Below are 21,029 nucleotides of genomic sequence, written 5' to 3'. Positions count from 1 at the left end.
TCGTCCTTGGCTTCGAGGCCCAAAGCAATGCGAAAGGAGTGGAGCGCGAACCTGGCGCCCGCACTCAGAAGGGATGCCGGTCCTGCTTCTCATCCAGGCCTCATAGGCCTTGAGCCCGGTCTCGCGCTCGAAATTCTCGGTCACCGCGATGCAACGCGCAGACCAGGGTTTGGCAAAGTCCTCATACTGGAAGGCGTCGTCGAAGTCTCCGAACCAACTTGACCCCACCTTCACCATACGAAATCTGCCGTATTGACGGTGGGGAGATACGGCCGCAAAGCCTTGGACCGACGATCATCGACCGGACCGCCCGATTCCTGCCTTTGAGGCCTGCGTGCCGTCCTTGCCTAAGAAAGCCGCCGCTGCCCTGTTGCTGACGACGGCACTGGCGAGTGCTGCTTCAGCCCAGTCGGGCGGCCTCCTTACCGATCCCAGTATGTGGAGACCCCCCGAATACAAGGCTCAGTGGGGACTCGATTATATCAATGCCGCAAACGCTTATGCGCGAGGCGTCGACGGCACGGGCATCCTGGTTGGCGTTGTGGACAGCGGAGTGTTCACCGGGCATTCCGAATTCGCAGGCCGCTTTGGGGGTGGCTACGACTATATCGCGAACACCGCTCTTGTGACCGACCCCGGAGGGCACGGCACGGGCGTCGCCTCAGTAATCGCTGCCAATCGCGACGGCATCGGCATGCATGGCGTGGCGCCAGGCGCTACGATCCTCAGCGCGCGCGTCTTTGATCAGGATGGAATTCCGGCACCGTCTTCAGGCTTCGTTGCAGCCTACGATGGGCTCGTGGCCCGGGGGGTGCGCGTCATCAACAACAGCTGGGGCAGCTTCGATCCTGTCACGTCGGTGACGCAGAGCGAGCTTGCTCGATGGCAGGAGCTGCCGGCCTATCGTCGTGCAGTGGCATCTGGCGCCCTGTTGGTCTGGGGTACAGGGAATGACGAGCGGACCCAGCCGAGCATCGAAGCCGGCCTGCCCTATCATTTCCCGGAACTGGAGCGCGGCTGGCTGGCCGTGGTGGCCTACGGACCAGGCTACGAGCCATTGTACACGAACCGCTGCGGCGTGGCCAAGAACTGGTGCCTGACGGCTCCCGGCGGCGGGGACTGGTGGGGCGAATTTCCAGACGATCCCATCGTCGTCGCCGACAAGAACGGCGGATACACCAAGGTCAACGGCACGTCGTTTGCAGCTCCCCATGTCTCAGGTGCAGCGGCCCTGGTCTGGCAGATGTTCCCGTTCTTCAGCGCCGATCAGGTGCGCCAGACCCTGCTCGGCACCGCCCGGGACATCGGCGCTCCCGGCGTCGACGACATATTCGGCTACGGCCTGCTCGATGTCGGCAAGGCAGTGCTCGGACCTGGCCGTTTCGATTGGGGCGATTTCGTCGTCGAGCAGCCCGGCGGCCTCGCCGTCTTCGGAAACGACATCGTCGGGGCCGGCGGTCTCGTCAAACGCGGCGCGGGCGAACTCATGCTCACGGGCCACAGCTCCTATGCCGGTGCGACACGCGTCGACGGCGGCTTTCTCTCGATCATGGGCAGCATCGCCTCGCCGACCAGTATCGGTGCGGCCGGCACGCTCACTGGTACCGGCCTGATCACGGGCTCAGTCACCAATGCCGGCACCCTCTGGGCCGGCGATAGCCGCGGCGCTGGCACGCTGACCATCAGCGGCAATTACGTGCAGCAGGCCGGTGGCATTCTGGTTCAGCAGGTCAGCCCAATCGGTGGGCTGAACCACCTTGCCGTCACCGGCACCGGCAGCCTTTCCGGCCTCGTCGCCATGGGAGGCCGGGCGCAACTCTTGCCGCGCTTCCAGACCATGCCGGTGCTCAGCGCCGGACAGGGCCTCATCGGCCGCTTCGACGGCATCGAGGGGCCGCCGGGCGATGGTTCGGCGCCCTTCATCCAGGCGAGCCTGCGTTACCAGCCGAACACGGCGCATCTCGATATCCGCACCTTGCCCTTCGATACGCCAGGCGTCTGCGCCTCGGCCAACCAATGCGCCGCCGGCGCCGCGCTCGAACGCGGCGTTGCCGGTGCGGATCAGGATCTACGCGACGTAGCGGGGTTGCTGCAGGCCGCCGGCACGCGGGATGGCGCGCGACAGGCCCTTGCCGGCCTCTCCGGCGAGGCGCATGCCAGCCTTGGTACTCTCGCCCTCGGCGGCTCTGCCCCCTTCAGTGCCATGATCTCGCAACGGCTCAGCGATCTGCGCTCCGGCCAGGCCGAACCCACCGCAACCGGCACCGCAATGGCTTATGCATCGAGCGCCGCGGCGAGTCCCGCCGCAGCGCTGCTGATGCGCCTGCCGGCCGGGCCGGCTTCAGCCCAGAACAATGTCTGGGCGCGGGGCTATGGCATCATCGGGACGCTTGGTGGCGATGCCAATGCCGGCGGGGCCGAGTATCGCGGCGGCGGGATGATCGCCGGTTTTGACCGGCAGATCACTCCGGAAATTCTGGTCGGGCTCAGCGCTGGCTACTCCAGCACTGACGCCGAATTCCGCAACTTCTCCGGCAAGGGCGGCATCAAGGCCTATGAAGGCGCGCTCTATGGCGGCTACACACGCGGCCCGCTGCGCCTTGATGGTACCTTCGGTTATGCCCGCCTCGATTTCGAATCTGAGCGCAGCATCAGCTTCGGTGGGCTCTCTCGCCAGGCAAGGGCCGAATACGGTGGCGATCGCTTCACCGGCGCGCTCGAAGCCGGCTACGCCCTTGATCTCGGTTCGTCTAAGCTCGAGCCGCTGGCGGCACTGCGTTACAGCTATCTGCAGCAGGACGGATTCAGCGAGACCGGCGCTGGCAGCATTGGCCTGACGGCCGGCAAGCAATCCGCGGAAAGCCTCCTCGGCAGCCTGGGCCTGCGCCTGGCGAAGGAGTTCGATCTCGCCTCCAGCCGCGTCGCTGTCGAGCTTCGTGGCCGCTGGCAGCACGAGTTCCTCGACGATGCGATGGTGCTCGATGCCGCCTTCATTGGGGCGCCTGCGGCCTCCTTCCCGGTCCAGGGCGCGAGAGTGGCGCGCGACAGCGCCATCCTCGGCCTGGGCCTGTCGGCACGCGCTGGCCGCTACGCCACACTGTTCGCCGACTATGATGTCCGGCTCAATGCCGACGCCACCACCCATGTATTCACCGCCGGGCTGCGCGCCACATGGTAGCGACGCGTGATTACGGCCGCTCGCGCGCTCGTGGCGCTGACGGAATCCTGCTATCGCGCTCCTCGGCTCAGAGCAGGGATTCTTAGGCGATGCAGAACGGCACTCTCTCGATCGGGATCATTGGCGCAGGCATCATGGGCGAGCGGCTGCTGCACGCCATTCTCGACCAGTCCCAGGAACTGGTGAAGGTCAGCGGCGTCTGGGATCCGGCGCCTTCGGCAATGGAGCGCATGGCCGCAACCTTCCCGCAGGTTCCGCGGCTGACTGACGCCGCAGCGGTCGTCGCCGCCAGCGACTGCGTCTATATTGCCTCGCCTCCAGCCTCCCACCTCACCCACGCGCGCGCCGCCATCAGCGCCGGCAAGAGCGTCTTTTGCGAGAAACCGCTGGCGGTCGATGTCGCCGATGCGCGCGCCTTTGTTGCGGAAGCCGGCGACAGAGGCGCGGTCAATTTCCCCTTCGCGTCCTCGCTCGCCGTAGCGACATTGATGGAGTGGATCGCGCAGGATGCGGTCGGCACTCTGTCCCGCGTCTCGATCGAAGTCGCCTTCGCGACCTGGCCGCGCCCCTGGCAGGCCGACGCCGCGGCCTGGCTGGACAGAACCCCGCAGGGCGGTTTCACCCGCGAGGTCGTGTCGCATTTCCTCTTCCTGAGCCGCAGGCTGGTTGGCCCCCTGCATGGGCTCACGGCGAGCGTGGCCTTCCCGGAGGCGGGCAAATCGGAGCGCCGGATCGAGGCCAGGTTGCTGGCCGGGGACATCCCCGTCGCGCTCAAGGGCAGTGTCGGGAGCACTGGGAAGGATGACCACAATATCTGGATGCTGGAAGGTGATAGGGGCGCGGTCCGGCTTTGCGACTGGTCGATCGCCGAACGCCGTCTGCCCGATGGCAGCTGGGAACGCGCTGCCGACGCATTGTCACAGGCGGATGCACGCCCCGTCGCACTCAGGCGCCAGCTCGAGGGTGTCATCCGCCTCACGCAGGGCGGGCCGCATCATCTCGCGACGCTGCCTGAGGCCCTGAACGTTCAGGAGATCGTCGAGGCCATTCTGGCCAGCGAGCATGGCTAGGAATGGCGTTAGGGCGCGGGCCGCGCGCCTTCCCTCGCATTCTCATCACCGGCGCAAGGCTTCCGAAACCGTCCCCGCGCACACCCGCAGCGATTGCGACGCAGTGCCCCTCTCCCCAACGGAGTGTTAGGCACTCCGCTCGCAGGCTTGTGCGGTGAGTGCTTTGGAACAGGTCATAGACGCCGCGGAAAACGCGCCCCCGGCGCCTGCGCGCGACAGTTCCTATGCAAGGCAGCGCGCGCGAGGCTTCAAGCGCCTGCGCTTCGTCTCGGGGCTGGAAGACGAATACCGCCGCTATATGCGCATCGAGCAGCGGATGAGCACGCTGGTCTGCGCGCTCACCGCGCTCGGAATCTGGCTCGTCTTCATCGCGCTCGACATCGCACGGATCGACCCGCTGACGGAGTATCGGGCGCAGCGCTACGACGCCCTGGCCGCAGCCGCTCTGCGCTGGATCACGCTCGCCGTCCTGCTTTCCCTGATCTCGGTCCTCGTCGGCAAGCGTCTGCCCCGTGCCTATAACCGGCTGAGCTTCCTCGTTCTCGTGCTGATTGGAACGACGAGTGCAGTCAGCGCCAATGTCTTCAAGCTGCGCGGCCTCGCCCAGGCGGATCTGGCCGGCTTCGTCATCATCATGGCGGTGTTCCTGCCGGTCGGCCTGACCTTCCATCAAAGCGTCGCGGCAGCGATGCTGATCGCTGTCCTGAATGCTCTGCTCGGGTTCGTCATGCTCGATCCCGGCCATATCCATGAGCATATCCGGATCTCGATCCTGATGTTCTTTGCCGTCTTCGTCGGCGCGGTCGGCGCCTATCTGCGCGAATACACCCAGCGCGATCACTTCCTGCTGCGTCGGATGCTGCACAACCGCGCCATGTCCGACGCACTGACCGGTATCGGCAATCGGCGCTTCTTCGAGGAGCACGCCGCAACGGCCTTGCGCCAGGCCAGGCGCGAGCGCGCCGGTCTCGTCTTCGCCATTCTCGATGTCGATCACTTCAAGAAGTACAATGACCGCTACGGACACCAGGCCGGCGACCTGGCTCTGCGCAGCCTGGCCCGCGCGCTCGAAGCGAGATTGCGGCGGCCGATGGACATGGTTGGGCGCCTGGGAGGCGAGGAATTTGGCCTGATCCTCTATGGAGTCAGGCCTGATACGGCATGCGCCATGCTTGATAATCTCGTCCGCGCGGTCTCCTCGCTCGACATTCCCCATGACGCCTCGGACACTGCCCCTCACCTGACCGCCAGCGTCGGCGCGGCCCTCTTCGACGGCCTTGAAACACTGGAGCAAATCTACAGGCGGGCGGACGGTCTGCTTTACGTAAGCAAGGCGAAGGGCAGAGACCGGTTTACGCTTGGCTAGCGGCTGTGCAGGCGACGCGCTATGCTGGAGCAGGCCCGGTTTGAACGCGTAGAACGCGCGGGCACTCCTGCGGAGGTTCCGCCATGATCAGCGCAGCCCTTCTCTCACTATCACTATCAACCGGTCTCTTCGTTCCCGTTTCCGATGGGCCGCCGCGCTTCGATGTCGTCAACACGTGCCGCGACGTCGGCCGTTCCAGCATGGGGGTCGGTCGTACCGCCCAGGCCTGCCAGGACGACGAGAACCAGGCGCGCGCGACGTTGGTACAACGCTGGTCGGCCTATCCAGCGCAGAGCCGCAACACCTGCGTCGAGAGCGCGCAACTCGGCGGCCCGCCCAGCTATGTCCAGGTCCTGACCTGCCTCGAGATGGCCCCGCGCTAGCTGCGCAAGCCTGATGATCCTGGATTGAGCATTGGCAAAGAGCGCGCTAGGCTGCTCCCGCTCCGTCACGGGAGGCTGTCATGAAGCCCGCATTCCTGACCGATGCCCAGATCGATGCCCGCGCCTTGAGCCATCGCCGCGAACTCGGCTTCCGCGACGAACAGGGCATTGATTTCATGATCCTGATGGCGCGGCTGAAGGCCCGCTACCCGAATTTTGCCTATGAACGTGTACCGGACGGCCAACTCGCCGACGCCGAGGCGCAATGGGATTCTGAGACCAAGCGCCTTCGGATCCCGGAACCCGTGTTTCTCGCGGCCCTGCGCGGCGAAAGCCGGGCGCTGATGACCATCGCCCATGAGGTCGGACATGCCCTGCTCGGCCATGAAGGCATCCTGCATCGCGCCCCTGCCGGCTCGCAGGCCGAGCGCCTCTCGGCCAAGGTCCGGGCGATGGAGTATCAGGCCCGGCGCTATGCCGCCGCCCTGCTGATCCCGAATATCGAAGCGATCCGCCATATGAGTGCGGGCGAAATGAGCGAACATTTCGGAGTCAGCATGAGCGCCGCCATGCTGCGCAAGAGCGAGTTGAAATAGCCCCGCTTGCCCGGGCTCGTCCGGCGGCCCAATCTTGCATCGAGCCGACTCGATTCAAGAAGTGAACCATGCCGCACAAGACATTGATGATCATGGCATTCCTGACTTTGACAGGAATGCCTGCGCCGGCTCTCGCGCAGCAAACCTGCGATGAGCTCTGGTATGCCCGCAACGAGATCTACAAGGCGCAGGGCTACTGCTTCCGCACCCAGCGCGGTATCGCGGCCTTTGGTAATGCCGGCTGCCAATACGACAATGCCGAGGAACTGCCGCTGTCGAACACCCAGCGCCGCATGATCGCCGACATTCAGCGTGAAGAACGCGCGCGGCGCTGCCTGCGCTGATCTGCCGGGGCCGATAGTTGTGGAAGGCCGGCCGTATCCGGCCATCGGCCAGTTCCAGTGTGTTAGAAGCGCCGGTCCGGGAACAGGGCGGCAGACGGAGCAGCAAGACCAGAGCATGACGACGGGCATCGACATGGGCTTGACCCAGGGTGGACAACCCGCGCTGCTTGATCTCGCCGAATTGCTGGCGACGCGCCTGCTGGTCCAAGGCAATTCCGGCTCAGGAAAGTCGCATCTGCTGCGCCGGCTGCTGGAGCAAAGCGCACCGCTGGTCCAGCAAGCCGTGATTGATCCGGAGGGCGATTTCGTCTCGCTGGCCGGTCAGTTCGGCCATGTCGTGGTCGACGCCGCCTGCGGCGAGGCCGAATTGCAGCGTATCGCCATCCGCGTCCGCCAGCATCGTGTCTCGATCGTGCTCAACCTCGAGAATCTCGACGCCGACGAGCAGTTGCGCGCGACGGCCGCCTTTCTCGGCGGGCTGTTCGACGTCGATCGCAGCCTGTGGTTCCCGATCCTGGTCGTCGTCGACGAGGCGCAGCTCTTCGCGCCCGTCATGGCCGGCGAAGCGTCGGACGAAGCGCGTCGCCTCTCCCTCGGCGCCATGACCAATCTGATGTGCCGCGGCCGCAAGCGCGGCCTCGCCGGGGTGATCGCGACTCAGCGTCTCGCCAAGCTTGCCAAGAACGTCGCGGCCGAGGCCTCGAACTTCCTGATGGGCCGCACCTTCCTCGATATCGACATGCAGCGCGCCTCCGACTTGCTCGGCATGGACCGGCGCCAGGCCGAGATGTTCCGCGACCTCGAGCGTGGCCAGTTCGTCGCATTGGGCCCGGCGCTGTCGAAACGCCCCTTGCCGCTCAGGATCGGCGCCGTGTCCTCGGTCGATCGCGGCAGTGCGCCCGGCCTGATGCCCCTGCCCGAACAGGCCCCGGAGGATGCAAGCAAGCTGATTTTCGAAGCGGGCGAGAACGAACCTCCCGTCACCTCCTGGGTCCCGCGCCCCACGCCGCGGCCGCGCCCGGCAGCCAACGAGGTGCTCCGCCAGATCGAGAGCTACCGCCCTGCCCCCGCCGTCGAGCCGGAGCCCGAGATTCCGATGGAACCGGAAGAGCGCGAGGCGATCATGACCGAGATCCTGCGCGATCTGATGGAGGATCCGGAAACGCGGAGCCGCCAGGTCGCCGTGGTCTATCAGGACTTTACGGTGCGCTGCCGCATGCGCCGCGTCGGTCAATCATCGCTCAGCCTCGATGACTTCCGCCGGCGGCTCGCCGTAGCCCGCGCAGGCGCGAGTGAGGACATCACGGCGTCCCATGCCTGGCAGGTCTCGCTCGACGCCGCAGCCACCCTGCCGGACGACCTCCAGAGCCTGTTTCTCTACATTGCCCGCACCGCGATCGAGGGCGCTCCCGCCCCGACCGACGCCGAGCTCGCCGAGGTCTATGGCAGTCATTCGCCGGGCCGCGCCCGCCGCGTTCTGGGTTATATCGAGGAGCGTGGGCTCCTCGTCTGCCATGTCGATTTTCGCGGCCAACGCACGCTGGCATTGCCGACGATCGGCGTCGAGACTGCGCCAGGCCAGGCGCAGCCGCGCAGCACCAAGGGGACGCCGCGCGGTCTCAGGGCCTGACCCGCGGCTCAGTGGCCCTTGCCGGCCGGCAGAGTGATCTTGTCGACCCAGGCGATGCCCATGGCCGAGAAGATGAAGACGACGTGGATCACCGTCTGCAGGATGACCCCGGTCTCGGTGTAATTCGTCACCCGCCCCGTATTGCCGATATTGCCGGCCTCGATGAAGGTCCTGAGCAGGTGGATCGACGAGATCCCGATGATCGCCATGGCGAGTTTGATCTTCAGGACGCTCGCATTGACATGGCTCAGCCATTCCGGCTGATCGGGGTGACCATGGAGCTTCAGGCGCGAAACGAATGTCTCGTAGCCGCCCACGATGACCATGATCAGCAAGTTGGAGATCATCACCACATCGATCAGCCCGAGCACGACCAGCATGATCTGCTGCTCGCCGAACTGCGTCGCATGTGTAACGAGGTGGACCAGTTCCTTCAGGAACAGGAAGACATAGACGCATTGCGCGACGATGAGGCCGAGATAGAGCGGCACCTGCAGCCAGCGCGAGCCGAAAATGATCATCGGCAACGGCTTCATCGCCTCGGCAGGGGGCAGCGTCGGGTTCTGGTGCAGCATAGAGTGGTTCCGGATGCGGGAAGGGATCGTGTTGCGAAGCAACATCATGCCGTCGCTAGATGGTGCGGAAGCGCCTGCGAGACAAGCGCCAATCCTGAGCCGAACTTTGCATCGAAATGCTGAAATGCGATGACGAAGCGCTGTAAGGACGAAATTTCACGGATCTTGACGGCCGGGGCTTTCACGCCGTCGCCTTGCACTATAAAATTGCCATGGATTGGAGGAACACTGGCGTTCCTCTCACGTTCGAGAGGAAAGGAGAAAGTTTCGTCATGATCAAGACCCTCGCCATCGCCACCGCGCTGCTAGGAGGCGTCATCCTGACTGCCCCGGCGAGCGCCGCGCCGTTGAGCGCGACGACTGGCTCAGCAGCGGCTGTCGCCGAATCGGTCAAGGATCTGATTCAGAGTGTGCAGTACCGGAGATATTACGGCCCCGGCTACGGCTACCGCGGCGGCTATTATCGCGGCGGACGCGGTGCGGCCGTCGGTGCCGGCATTGCAGCGGGCGCCATCGGCGCACTGGCAGCTGGCGCATTGCTTGCGCCTGGTCCGGTCTACGCCGCTCCGGCCCCTGTCTATGGCGGCCCCGTCTATGGAGGCCCGGTTTATGCCTCCCCGGATGCCGATGCAGTCGCCTATTGCGCGCGCCGGTTCCGCAGCTACGACCCCGAGACCGGAACCTATATCGGCGCGGGCGGCGTGGTGCGCGCCTGTCCCTGAGCGCTGACGCGCATTCAGCGCCACGACATCGAGCCTCTCCATGGCGACATGGGGAGGTTTTTTGATGGGGAGATGTGCTGTTTGGGCACGGATGCTGACGCCATTTGGCATGACCGGCACCACTGCAGGGTTGTCAGCGGCCGATCTCTGACGCTTATTCAGCCCTCGACCTGACTCGGAGCCAGCCCGTTGCGCATTGCCACCTGGAACGTCAATTCGGTCCGCCAGCGGCTTGGCCATCTGCTCGATTTCCTCAGGGAATCCGAGCCCGACGCCCTCTGCCTGCAGGAGCTGAAATGCGTCGACGGGGATTTCCCGCGGCGCGAAATCGAGGAGGCCGGCTGGCAGGTCGAGACCCATGGCCAGAAGACCTTCAACGGCGTCGCGATTCTCAGCCGCGCCAGGCTCGAGGATGTCCGCCGCGGCTTGCCGGGAGACGATGCCGACGAGCAGACTCGCTATCTCGAGGGCGTGCTGCCCTATGCCGGTGGCGTAGTCCGTATCGCCTCGATCTACCTGCCGAACGGCAATCCGCCCAATACCGAGAAATATCCCTATAAGCTTGGCTGGATGCGCCGCCTGACCGCCCATGCGCAAATGCTGCTTGCCCAGGAAGAGCCGCTGGTCCTGGCCGGCGATTACAACGTCATCCCCGAGCCGCGTGATGCACGCGACCCCGCGGCCTGGGTCGATGACGCGCTGTTCCTCCCGCAGACCCGGGCCGCCTTCCGCGGGCTCGTCAATCTCGGTTTCACCGAAGCGCTACGCTCGACCACGGATTCCGGCGGGCTTTACACCTTCTGGGATTATCAGGCTGGCGCCTGGCAGCGGAACAACGGCATCCGGATCGACCATCTGCTGCTTTCGCCGCACGCTGCAGACAAGCTTGCCGCTGTCTCGATCGCCAAACATGTCCGCGGCTGGGACAAGCCCTCGGATCACGTGCCGGTCATCGTGGAGTTGAAGGCAGCGTGATCAGCGCGTCCTTGCGCGGCTATTGCCCGGACCAAGCGTCGTCCGCGCCGCATGGAACGGCTTGTCAGTAGCAGACCAAGACGCGGCGAGCGACAGCGTAACCCCACTGGTCGTAGTGCTGCTGCCACGCATAGTAGCAGCCGTCATTGTAATAGGTGTTGTAGTAATAGGGCGCGCCGACGCCGAATGCGAAGGCCGGGCCGACGAAGAACCGGTTATGGTTGAACCGCTGTTGGTGGAAGAAAACCGACCGACCGGCAAAGGCTGGGCGGGCAAAACCGGGATGGGCGAAACCGCCCCCTCCGAAGCCAGCCATTCGGCCGCCGCCGCCGTGGAAGGCCATGCCGCCACTGTGGAAGCCTCCGCCACCGCCATGGAAGCCTCCGCCACCCTGGAAGCCGCCGCCGCCGCCGAACCGCGCCTCGGCTGGCGCCGACCATGCGATGACACCGACTGCCATGACCGCGGCGAAAGCAGCGGCAGTCGTCTTGGTGATGCTGAGCATTGAGGTCATGACGAATCTCCCATCAAGTGAGCCTCGCCTTGTGGTGAATCTCCACCTTACCGCATGAACATACGATGAACATTGATCCGTGTTCAGGCCTCGGACAAGCCGGCGCCATCACATCTCGGTGTGCGCCCGTTTCGCCCGGTGCGGCCCGCTTCCGGAAATGTGCGGCCGCCGAAGAGCAGACGGCGTGCGCCAGAAAACCGGCGCGGTTCGCGGCAGCTCCGACTCGCGACATCAGGCGCCGGGGCGCGAGCAACGGTTTTCCCACGCAACGACAAGGCGAGGATGTATGCAGGGCTGAAGGAAAGAGCGATGCGGTGGGCACGTCAGGGCGTACTTGCCCGCCGCGGGTTACGCCGCCGCGTGGGGCGGCCAGAGACGTCGGTGTACGGCTTTCAGCGTTCGCTGGAGCGGCCTGCAACCTGCTGGCGCTCAACCAGCGATAGCGCCGCGTTGCGGTCACTCACGGAAGCCGCAGCGAAGGCCGCGTCATAGCGCTCGAAGATCCAGGCTTCACGCGCCGGATCGGCAGCATCGCGTGCCAGAGCAAGCCACATCAGCCCTTGTGAGACCTGACGCGGAACGCCATCGCTGCCACGAACCAGCATGTCGCCAAAAACGGCACGCGCCGGCACATGCCCCTTCTCGGCTGCAAGCTTCATCCAGCGCGCTGCCTGTCGCTGGTCGCGGCCGGTGCCCTGCCCGTTCATGTAGAGCCGGGCAAGATTGTACTGCCCGTCGGGATCGCCGAAATAGGATGCGGCATAGTGGAACATATCGAAGGCCCGGTCGATATTGGGCTTCACATAGGAGCCCTTGATGCCGTCCGTGAAATAGCTGCCGAGCGCTACGAAGGCGCTGCCAACGATACGCCCGTCGGCCGTGCCGGGAATCGCATCGGCATTCTCGTCCGCGATCTTAGAGAAGTACTCGAAGGCCTTCAGATCATTGCTGGGAACGCCTTCGCCACCGGCATACATCCGGCCGAGCTTGTACTGGGCCGTGAGGTGGCCGTGAGCCGCGGCATATTCGAGCGCGCGCACGGCGCCGGCCTGATCACCAGCAGTCGAATCGCGCATCCAGGCCTTCAGCGCATCGCGCGCGCTAGCGAAGGGCGCCAGCGGCAGCGCGGCATGCGCGGCGGGAGCGTTCGGCGCAGGCGCCAGCACGCGGCCATTGGGGAGGGCCTGCAGGCCCGCGGGAGGCGGCCCCTCGGGCTCCGGCAGCGGAGCGCCCGGAATCGAGCGCGGCGGGATCGGTGCCCGGCCCATGACATCCTGCGACCAGGCTGCCGACTGGCAGCCCAGGATCAGGAATGCTCCAGCTATGATGGTCTCAGATATCCGCATAGCAATGGGTTTCTGCCGCCCCTCCTGGGTGGGTCACGGCCCCGCCCTTGGCGGAGCCGACCGTTTGCGCGTATTTCCACAGCGCGCCCGAATTGTAGTCGGTCTTGCGCGGTTTCCAGGCCTTACGACGCTCCTCAAGTTCGGCATCAGAAAGGCGGCACGCGAGCTTTCCTGTGATGGCATCGAGCTCGATAATGTCACCATCGCGGATGAGGCCAATCGGCCCGCCAACAGCGGCTTCGGGGCCGACATGGCCGACGCAGAAACCGCGCGTCGCGCCGGAGAATCGCCCGTCCGTGATCAGCGCGACCTTGTCGCCCATGCCCTGGCCGTAGAGGGCCGCGGTCGTCGACAGCATCTCGCGCATGCCGGGGCCGCCCTTGGGGCCCTCATAGCGGATGACCAGCACGTCGCCGACCTTGTACTCGCGATTGGTGACGGCCCTGAAGGCGTCCTCCTCGCAGTCGAAGCAGCGAGCCGGCCCGGTGAAGACCAGGCTCTCGGCCGGCATGCCCGCGATCTTCACGATCGCGCCCTCAGGGGCGAGATTGCCCTGCAAACCGACGACACCGCCATTGTCGGACAGCGGCTTGTTGGCGGGGCGGATTACGTCCTGCTCATCGTTCCACTTCACCGAAGCGAGGTTTTCGGCAATCGTGCGGCCCGTCACGGTCATGCAGTCGCCATGCAGGTAGCCATGGTCGAGCAGGGTCTTCATCAACAGCGGAATGCCGCCGACTTCGAACATGTCCTTGGCGACATATTTCCCACCTGGCTTCAGGTCGGCGATGTAGGGGGTCTTCTTGAAGATCTCGGCGACGGCGAAGAGATCGAAATCGATACCGCATTCATGTGCGATCGCCGGCAAGTGCAGCGCACCATTGGTCGAGCCGCCCGAGGCCGCCACGACCATGGCCGCATTCTCCAACGCCTTGCGGGTGACGATGTCGCGCGGGCGGATGTTCCTGGCGATCAGCTCCATCACCATCTCGCCGGCGGTGTAGCAGAAGGTGTCGCGCACATCGTAGGGCGCAGGCGCGCCACAGGAATAGGGCAGCGCAAGGCCGATAGCCTCGGCAACCGTCGCCATGGTGTTGGCGGTGAACTGGGCGCCGCAGGAGCCCGAGGACGGGCAGGCCGCCTCTTCTAGTTCCTTCAGGTCCTCGTCCGACATGGCGCCGACGGAGTGTTTGCCGACGGCCTCGAACACGTCCTGGACGGTGACCGGCTTGCCCTTGAAGGTGCCCGGCAGGATCGAGCCGCCATAGATGAAGATCGACGGCACGTTGAGGCGAACCATCGCCATCATCATGCCCGGAAGTGACTTGTCGCAACCGGCAAGGCCGACCAGCGCGTCATAGCAGTGACCGCGCATGGTGAGCTCGACCGAGTCGGCGATGCATTCGCGCGAGGCCAGCGACGACTTCATGCCCTGGTGGCCCATGGCGATGCCGTCGGTCACCGTGATGGTGCAGAACTCGCGCGGCGTGCCCGCGGCCGAAGCAACGCCCTTCTTGACGGCCTGCGCCTGGCGCATCAGCGAAATATTGCAGGGAGCCGCCTCGTTCCAGCAGGACGCAACGCCGACGAAGGGCTGCGCGATCTGCTTCGAGGTCATCCCCATCGCATAGTAGTAGGAACGATGCGGAGCGCGCGCCGGCCCGACGCTGACATGCCGGCTGGGTAGCTTCGACTTATCGAAAACGCGCGCGTCCATTCTACCTGTCCTCGCTCCACCCTGCGCTTGAGCGCGCGGCAGATGTGCCACGCAGCCCGCGCCAGGCGCAACGTTCAGTCTCTTTGCAGGCTCGGGAAGGACATAATCTTCCAACCGGACAAACCCGACTTTAAATCATCTAAATCTCAGTGACTTAACGTCCCTCTTTGCTGGGGGCGCTTTGTGGCGGCATCGCGGCATCTGATCCAGCTCAGGACAGCGCGCATGCGATGCCTCAGCGGTGTTGCCACGATGTCACAATTTGAGGAACCGCAGCTCAGAGAACCATGGGCAGGACGAAGAACCCGCCAACGACCACCACGAGCAGAAGCGTCACGCTGAGCGGCAGGTGCTTCTCGATGAAGATGCGGATGTTGTCGCCGTAGAAGCGTAGCGCGAGCGCGATCATGGCGAAGAAGGTGACGCGTGAGATCACCATGCCGATGGTGAACTTCCAGATGTCGAAATGCAGGAAGCCCGACATGATCGTGACGATCTTGAACGGGATCGGCGTCAGCCCCTTGGTGACGAGCACCCAGAACCAGAAATCCTGCGAACTCGAGATCAGATGGGCGGCCTTGTCCTGAAGCCCGTAGATGCTGATCAGCCAGACGCCGACGGATTCATACAGGAAGGCGCCGATCGCATAGCCGAGATAGCCCCCCGTGACGGCGCCGAGCGAGCAGATCCCGGCGTAGAACCAGGCCCGGTCCGGCCGCGCGATGCACATCGGCAGCAGCAGCGGAATCGGAGGCAACGGGCTGACCGAGCTCTCGACAAAAGTCAGGGCGAAGAGCAGCCACGGCGCGGCGGGGTGGGATGCGTAGGAAACGCACCAATCATAAGCTCGCTTGAGCATGCGTCGGTTCAGTGTCTCGTGCAGTGGATCGAACGGCGCATGGCAGACTTGCACCCCGCGCGCATCTAATCGTGTCCCCGGGAATTTGCCAGAGGTCTCTTAGTTCAAGGTCAATTTGGCGACCGATTCATGTCCTGATACGGGCAGCGCAGACAGCGGTTCATTTCGGCGACATCCCCGGTTTTCCGGCCTCGACGACGAAGCTGGCACGGGTCGAGATCGCGGCTCCGGCAGTGATAACCCGGTCCAGCACGCGGTAATCGGCCTGCCAGCCGCCTTGTGAAAGGGTATGGCGCATGTAGCCGCGCTGATTGTTGAAGAACCCGATATGCGGGTTCTTTTGCAGGGCGACCTGTCCCGCCTTTGTCGTGTCGGCTCCGTCGCCGCCCGAGGTGATCGAGGTGGCGACGAACTCGACGCCAAGCGTCCTGGACTTGGGATCGTCGAAATTGGCCTTGAGCTCGCCCGCCCAGTTCTGGTGGATGTCTCCGGTGAGCACGACTGCGTTGGCCGTGCCAGCGCTCTCCAGCGTGTCGAACAGACGCTGGCGTGCCGCCACTGCACCGTCCCATTTATCCATGCTGTAGCCGACCTTCCTGGGGTCGGGATCGCGGTCGTGGCGCATCACCATGACCTGCTGAGCCAGCACGTTCCATCGCGCTCTCGAACTGCGCAGGCCCTCGGCAAGCCAGGCCTCCTGCTTTTCGCCAAGCATCGTGTTTTCAGGCTTCAGCGCGTCAGCGCAGGCTGCGTGCGAGCCATCTCCGCAAGGCTGGTCCGAGCGGAACTGGCGGGTGTCGAGCACATCGATCTGGGCCAGATCGCCATAGAGGAAGCGCCGATAGGCCTGGATCGAAGGACCGCTCGGGATCGACGCCCGGCGCAACGGCATATGCTCATACCAGGCCTGGAATCCGGCAGCGCGGCGCAGCGCGAAGATCTCCGGGGGAACATTCTGCTCGGAGACCAGGCCTGCAAAATTGTTGTCGACCTCATGATCGTCGAACGAGACCAGCCACGATGTCGAGGCATGGGCCAGTTGCAGGTCGGGATCGGATTTGTAGATCGCATAACGATGCCGGTAGTCGGCGAGCGAATAGATCTCGTCGGGATCTCCGGGCATGACGCGCGCGACAGCCAAGGGCCGCTCGTTCGGCCGCACCATGCGGTACTCGTAGATGTAGTCGCCGTAATGGTAGATGAAATCGAAGTGTTCATCCGCAACATGGCGAAAGGCGGTGAAATGGCCGTCCTCGTAGCGCTGGCAGCCGAGCACACCGAAATGGACCCGCTCAACCGACACATTCGCCGACGGGAAGGTACGGGCACGGCCCGTGATGGTGCGCTCGCCGCCGCACGTGAAGCGGTAGAAATAGTCGCGGTTCGGTTCCAGCCCGGAGACCTCGACATGGACGGCGTGGCCGAGCTCGGGCCGGGCCAGGGCCGAGCCGCGTTGCACGATCTGGCGCATATTCGCCTCGGCACCGATCTCGTAGGTGACCTCGACAGCCTTCATGGGCATGCCGCCATTGCGCGCAAGCGGCAGGGGCGCGAGCTTGGTCCAGATCACGAAGCCATCGGCAGACGGATCGCCCGAGGCGATGCCGAGCCCGAAAGGATAGGCAGCGAAGACCGGATTGGCCCAGACCCGCTGGTCGAGCACAGCGCCGCCGGTGAGCAACAGGCCCGAGGCCGCAAGCCCCTGCAGAAAACGCCGGCGCGAGGGCGTACCAGCTTCCGTCAGGAAGTCATCGACAAGGAACCGATCGAAGGCATTGCGGCGAAACATGGCAGGGCTCCAGCAAGCGCGTTTGGAACCCTACCAGTCTTTGCATAACGCGGGAGTGACGCGCTACCGGGCTATTGCAGCCGCACCAGCGCTTCGCCGATCTTGACCTTCCGTGCCTCGGCCTGCGCCTTGCGCTCGCGGTTTTCCTCGACGACCTCTTCCGGCGCACGAGCGACGAAATCCGGATTGCCGAGCTTGCGCTCCACCGCGAGAATGTCCTGGTCGAGCTTGGCGAGCTCCTTCGTCAGGCGCGCCCGCTCCGCGTCGAGGTCGATGATGCCGGCGAGCGGCAGAGCCGCGACTTCGCCACGCACGATGATCTGGGCGGATTGCGGCGGGGCGATCTCGGCGAAGCCGATCGCGGAGACGCGCGCCAGCCGTTCGATCATCGGAGCCCAGGCTTCGATCGTCGCCTTGGTCGCAGCACTCGCCTTGACCAGGACCAGAGGCGCTTGCGCGCCGGCCGGCACATTGGTCTCGGAGCGGACCGAGCGGATATCGGAGATCAGATCGACGACGAAGCCGATCTCAGCCTCGGCCGCCTCGTTCGTGAGGCCGGCAAGCTCGGGCCAGCGCGTCAGGCAGACCAGCGCGGCATCACCCTTGGCAAGCTTGCGCTGAGCCCCCTCTCCCGCCTTCACGGCCCAGAGCTCCTCGGTGAGGAACGGCATGAAGGGGTGGAGAAGCTGGCAGATCAGGTCGATGACATGGGCAACGGTCGCCTGTGTCTCAGCCCGCTCCGCTGCGGCTGCACCGTCGCCCTGCAGAACGGGCTTCGCCAGCTCGAGATACCAATCGCAGAACTCGTTCCAGACGAAGCGATAGGCGGCGCCTGCCGCTTCGTTGAACTTGAAACTGGCAATGCCGGCCGCGATCTCGTCGGCGGCCCGGGCCGCCTCGCTGAGGATCCAGCGATTGAGTTGCTGCGTGACCAGAGCGGGATCAAAACCCTCGACGCGCTGGCAGCCATTCATCTCGGCGAAGCGCGAGGCGTTCCAGATCTTCGTTGCGAAGTTGCGATAACCCTCGACACGCGAGGTCGCGAGCTTGATGTCGCGCCCCTGCGCCGCCATGGCAGCGAGCGTGAAGCGCAGGGCGTCGGCACCATACTTGTCGACGAGCGTCAGCGGATCGATGACGTTGCCCTTCGACTTCGACATCTTCGCGCCCTTCTCGTCGCGAACGATGGCGTGGATATAGACGTCCTTGAATGGCACCTCGTCCATGAAGTTGAGGCCCATCATCATCATCCGGGCGACCCAGAAGAAGATGATGTCGAAGGCGGTGACGAGCGTCGCCGTTGGGTAATAGCGCTTGAGCTCCGGCGTATCCTCCGGCCAGCCCAGCGTCGAGAACGGCCAGAGCGCCGACGAGAACCAGGTGTCGAGCACGTCCTCGTCGCGCGTCAGCGCAACCGGGCCGCCGTAATGGCCGACCGCCAGAGCCTGTGCAGCGGTCTCGGATTCGGCGACGAAGCACTCGCCATCCGGTCCGTACCAGGCCGGAATCTGGTGCCCCCACCACAACTGACGCGAGACGCACCAGGGCTCGATGTTCTCGAGCCAGTCGTTATAGGTCTTGGTCCAGCTATCGGGCGTGATCTTGGTGCGCCCATCCTTCACGGCCTTGAGCGCGCGTTCCGCCAGCGGCTTGACGTCGACATACCACTGATCGGTCAGCCAGGGTTCGATCACGACATCGGAGCGATCGCCATGCGGCACGGTATGCGCATGCGGTTCGATCTTCACCAGCAAGCCGCGCTCTGCCATCAGTGCAACGACGAGACGGCGGGCAGCGAAGCGGTCGAGGCCGTGCAGAGCCTGCACCGCCTGCTCGGGCTTGGCGCCGGCCAGGAAGTCCTCGTTCGCTTCGAGAAGCATGCGCGCTTCGCCGTCGAGGATGTTGATGACCGCAAGCTTGTGGCGCTTGCCGACCTCGAAATCGTTGAAGTCATGCGCCGGCGTGATCTTGACCGCGCCTGTGCCCTTCTCCGGGTCGGCATAGTCGTCGCCAAAAATCGGGATGACGCGCGCAACCAGCGGCAGGATCGCGTTCCGGCCGATCAGGCCCTTCAGCCGCTCGTTCTCGGGGTGCACCGCGACGCCGGTATCGCCCAGCATCGTTTCCGGCCGGGTCGTCGCAACCGTGATGAAGGTCGAAGCGTCGTCGAGGTCGTAGACCACGCCTTCGAGGGGGTAGTTGAAATAATAGAGATGCCCGCTCGGATCGCGGTTCAGCGCCTTGTCGAGCTTGGCGGAGTCGAATTCCTCCTCGCCGCCGCGCTGCCATTTATACGAGCCGGTCTTCTCGACCTGCAGGACCTCAAGATCGGAAATGGCGGTCTGGAATTTCGGATCCCAGTTCACCAGCCGCTTGGCGCGGTAGATCAGCCCCTGCTTGTGCAGGGAGACGAAGACCTTGAGCACGGCCGCGCTCAGCCCCTCGTCCATGGTGAAGCGCTCGCGCGACCAATCGCAGGAGGCGCCGAGCCGCTTCAGCTGGTTGACGATGGTGCCGCCGGACTCCGCCTTCCAGCGCCAGACCTCCTCGAGGAAGGCCTCGCGGCCCATGGTCCTGCGGTTGGTCTTGTTCTCGGCGGCAAGCTTGCGCTCGACCACCATCTGGGTCGCGATGCCGGCATGGTCGGTGCCCGGCTGCCAGAGCACGTCCTTGCCGCGCATGCGCTCGAAGCGGCAGAGCACATCCTGCAGCGTGTTGTTGAGCGCATGGCCCATATGCAGGGAGCCAGTCACGTTCGGCGGCGGAATGACGATGCAATAGGGCTCAGCGCCCGGCTCGGCGCCACGCCCTGCCCGGAAGGCCTCGGCCTCTTCCCAGGCCTTGCTGATGCGCGCCTCGACGGTGGCGGGCTCGAATGTCTTGTCCATCATTGCTTCGCTCGAACGCAAAATGGCCGGGGAAAGCCCCGGCCGAAGGTCAGGCCAAAAGGTCGTTGGTCTTAAGAGCCCATGCGTGGGCGTCCCGTCAACGCTTTCGACAATGCGGATGTCAGGCCGCGCTCGACTCCAGGAACCAGAGCGCCTTGTCGAGCGCCCGAGAATAGCCGGTCAGGATATCGGCCGTGTCCGCATCTCCAGCCTCAGCCGCGGTGTCGATCGCGGTGCGGACGGTCTTGGCGGTCTCGGCGTAGCGCTCGATCAGTTCGGCGAGGTGATCCTTCACCGCAACGATCTCTGTCGGATAGGGCTTCAGCGTCGTGCCCGACGCGACAGTCTGCGTTGTGCCCAGCGCAATCCCGCCAAGCTGTGCCACGCGCTCTGCGACTGTATCGACATGGGTATCGAGCTCGGCGCGGAAGCCATCGAGCATCTCGTGGATAGCGATGAAGCCCGGGCCCTTCAAATTCCAGTGGGCCTGCTTGGTGACAAGCGCAAGATCGATGCCGTCCGCCAGGCGGGCATTGAGCAGGCTGATCATTGAGGTTTTGGTGTTGGACTTCAGATCGATGCGTGACGTGGGCTTCTTCATAGTCAGTCCTCGCGTTGAGACTCGCTGAAGGTGGCGTCGGGCTCGCGAAACTGTCTGCCCCCGAGGACGGCTTCGCACTCCTTCGGATCCGAATCAGGCACGCCCCGGCGCAATCGTCAAACGACGGAGATACGGAACCACGACCTGTCTCAGCGGTTAGGCCTTCATCGATCAGATTGTCCCCGCCCCTCAAGCACAGCAGGATGACCGGATGAAGCTCCTCGTTCACAGTCTCGGAGCATGGCTCGCCGTCGAAGCGGCTTCGGGACGTTTTTCACGCCCTGTCGCGGTCGGCCTGGCGATGCTGGTCTCACGACTTGGCGGGCCAACCGCCGCGTTGACCCTCGCCGGGTTCGCCATCAAGCAGTTGCACGATGCCGGCGCCTTTGACGACATCAGAGTGCCACAACGGGTCCACGGACGGCTACGCGGGCGTTAGATCATCGGACTGGATTTCGTATCCGGGCGGATGAACC

18 protein-coding genes are annotated in these 21,029 nt (G+C 64.7%); 10 read left to right on the top strand and 8 right to left on the bottom strand.

Translation table 11 applies throughout. The annotated features are described in order from the left end of the window. Nucleotides 1-436: 436 nt before the first annotated feature. From AB4118_RS11870 to AB4118_RS11840, 7 genes are all read left to right on the top strand, one after another. Nucleotides 437-3,178, top strand: a complete 2,742-nt coding sequence (locus AB4118_RS11870) for an autotransporter domain-containing protein (protein ID WP_441489905.1) — start codon at nt 437-439, stop codon at nt 3,176-3,178. An 89-nt stretch (nt 3,179-3,267) separates the two neighbouring features. After that, nucleotides 3,268-4,248, top strand: coding sequence for a Gfo/Idh/MocA family protein (locus AB4118_RS11865; RefSeq protein ID WP_441489904.1), 981 nt, complete (start codon nt 3,268-3,270; stop codon nt 4,246-4,248). Between the two features lie 154 nt (nt 4,249-4,402). Beyond that, nucleotides 4,403-5,614, top strand: a complete 1,212-nt coding sequence (locus AB4118_RS11860) for a GGDEF domain-containing protein (RefSeq protein WP_441489903.1) — start codon at nt 4,403-4,405, stop codon at nt 5,612-5,614. 83 nt (nt 5,615-5,697) lie between these two features. Next, complete coding sequence (locus tag AB4118_RS11855) at nt 5,698-5,997, top strand: hypothetical protein (RefSeq protein ID WP_441489902.1); 300 nt, start codon at nt 5,698-5,700, stop codon at nt 5,995-5,997. A gap of 80 nt (nt 5,998-6,077) precedes the next feature. Further along, entirely contained in the window at nt 6,078-6,593 is a 516-nt protein-coding gene (locus AB4118_RS11850; protein ID WP_441489901.1) for an ImmA/IrrE family metallo-endopeptidase, read from the top strand. 68 nt (nt 6,594-6,661) lie between these two features. After that, nucleotides 6,662-6,937: a YARHG domain-containing protein gene (locus AB4118_RS11845; RefSeq protein WP_441489900.1), complete on the top strand. Its 276-nt coding sequence runs from the start codon at nt 6,662-6,664 to the stop codon at nt 6,935-6,937. 115 nt (nt 6,938-7,052) lie between these two features. Further along, nucleotides 7,053-8,567, top strand: a complete 1,515-nt coding sequence (locus AB4118_RS11840; RefSeq protein WP_441490037.1) for a helicase HerA domain-containing protein — start codon at nt 7,053-7,055, stop codon at nt 8,565-8,567. A gap of 8 nt (nt 8,568-8,575) precedes the next feature. Here the strand turns inward: AB4118_RS11840 and AB4118_RS11835 are convergent, their stop codons facing one another. Beyond that, on the bottom strand, nt 8,576-9,142 hold the full coding sequence (locus tag AB4118_RS11835; protein WP_441489899.1) for a TIGR00645 family protein: 567 nt from the start codon (nt 9,140-9,142) through the stop codon (nt 8,576-8,578). A gap of 272 nt (nt 9,143-9,414) precedes the next feature. On the opposite strand from AB4118_RS11835, the gene AB4118_RS11830 reads away from it, so the two are divergent. Together AB4118_RS11830 and xth are read left to right on the top strand one after the other, a co-directional pair. Further along, nucleotides 9,415-9,864 carry a BA14K family protein gene (locus tag AB4118_RS11830; RefSeq protein ID WP_441489898.1) on the top strand — a complete coding sequence of 150 codons (450 nt, stop codon included), beginning with the start codon at nt 9,415-9,417 and terminating at the stop codon, nt 9,862-9,864. A gap of 189 nt (nt 9,865-10,053) precedes the next feature. Then, nucleotides 10,054-10,839, top strand: a complete 786-nt coding sequence (gene xth / locus AB4118_RS11825) for an exodeoxyribonuclease III (protein ID WP_441489897.1) — start codon at nt 10,054-10,056, stop codon at nt 10,837-10,839. A 64-nt stretch (nt 10,840-10,903) separates the two neighbouring features. Here the strand turns inward: xth and AB4118_RS11820 are convergent, their stop codons facing one another. From AB4118_RS11820 to dps, 7 genes are all read right to left on the bottom strand, one after another. Next, complete coding sequence (locus tag AB4118_RS11820) at nt 10,904-11,353, bottom strand: hypothetical protein (RefSeq protein ID WP_441489896.1); 450 nt, start codon at nt 11,351-11,353, stop codon at nt 10,904-10,906. Nucleotides 11,354-11,745: 392 nt separating this feature from the next. After that, nucleotides 11,746-12,699, bottom strand: a complete 954-nt coding sequence (locus tag AB4118_RS11815) for a tetratricopeptide repeat protein (RefSeq protein WP_441489895.1) — start codon at nt 12,697-12,699, stop codon at nt 11,746-11,748. Beyond that, on the bottom strand, nt 12,686-14,416 hold the full coding sequence (gene ilvD, locus AB4118_RS11810; protein ID WP_441489894.1) for a dihydroxy-acid dehydratase: 1,731 nt from the start codon (nt 14,414-14,416) through the stop codon (nt 12,686-12,688). The genes AB4118_RS11815 and ilvD overlap by 14 nt, the downstream gene beginning before the upstream one ends. 277 nt (nt 14,417-14,693) lie before the next feature. Then, nucleotides 14,694-15,275 (bottom strand): YqaA family protein, encoded by a 582-nt coding sequence (locus AB4118_RS11805; protein ID WP_113519105.1) that lies wholly within the window; start codon nt 15,273-15,275, stop codon nt 14,694-14,696. Between the two features lie 160 nt (nt 15,276-15,435). Then, the gene (locus AB4118_RS11800) at nt 15,436-17,064 is read right to left on the bottom strand and encodes an alkaline phosphatase D family protein (protein ID WP_441489893.1); all 1,629 of its coding nucleotides are present in this window, start codon (nt 17,062-17,064) and stop codon (nt 15,436-15,438) included. Nucleotides 17,065-17,135: 71 nt separating this feature from the next. Next, entirely contained in the window at nt 17,136-19,955 is a 2,820-nt protein-coding gene (locus AB4118_RS11795) for a valine--tRNA ligase (RefSeq protein ID WP_441489892.1), read from the bottom strand. Between the two features lie 118 nt (nt 19,956-20,073). Continuing rightward, nucleotides 20,074-20,553: a DNA starvation/stationary phase protection protein Dps gene (gene dps, locus AB4118_RS11790; protein WP_441489891.1), complete on the bottom strand. Its 480-nt coding sequence runs from the start codon at nt 20,551-20,553 to the stop codon at nt 20,074-20,076. A gap of 211 nt (nt 20,554-20,764) precedes the next feature. Between dps and AB4118_RS11785 the strand changes: the two genes are divergently transcribed. Beyond that, nucleotides 20,765-20,992: a hypothetical protein gene (locus AB4118_RS11785; RefSeq protein WP_441489890.1), complete on the top strand. Its 228-nt coding sequence runs from the start codon at nt 20,765-20,767 to the stop codon at nt 20,990-20,992. Nucleotides 20,993-21,029: the final 37 nt, after the last annotated feature.

It is taken from the genome of Allobosea sp. 2RAB26 (genome assembly GCF_052115465.1).
Lineage (GTDB): Bacteria > Pseudomonadota > Alphaproteobacteria > Rhizobiales > Beijerinckiaceae > Allobosea.
This window is presented reverse-complemented; position numbering and strand designations above follow the sequence as displayed.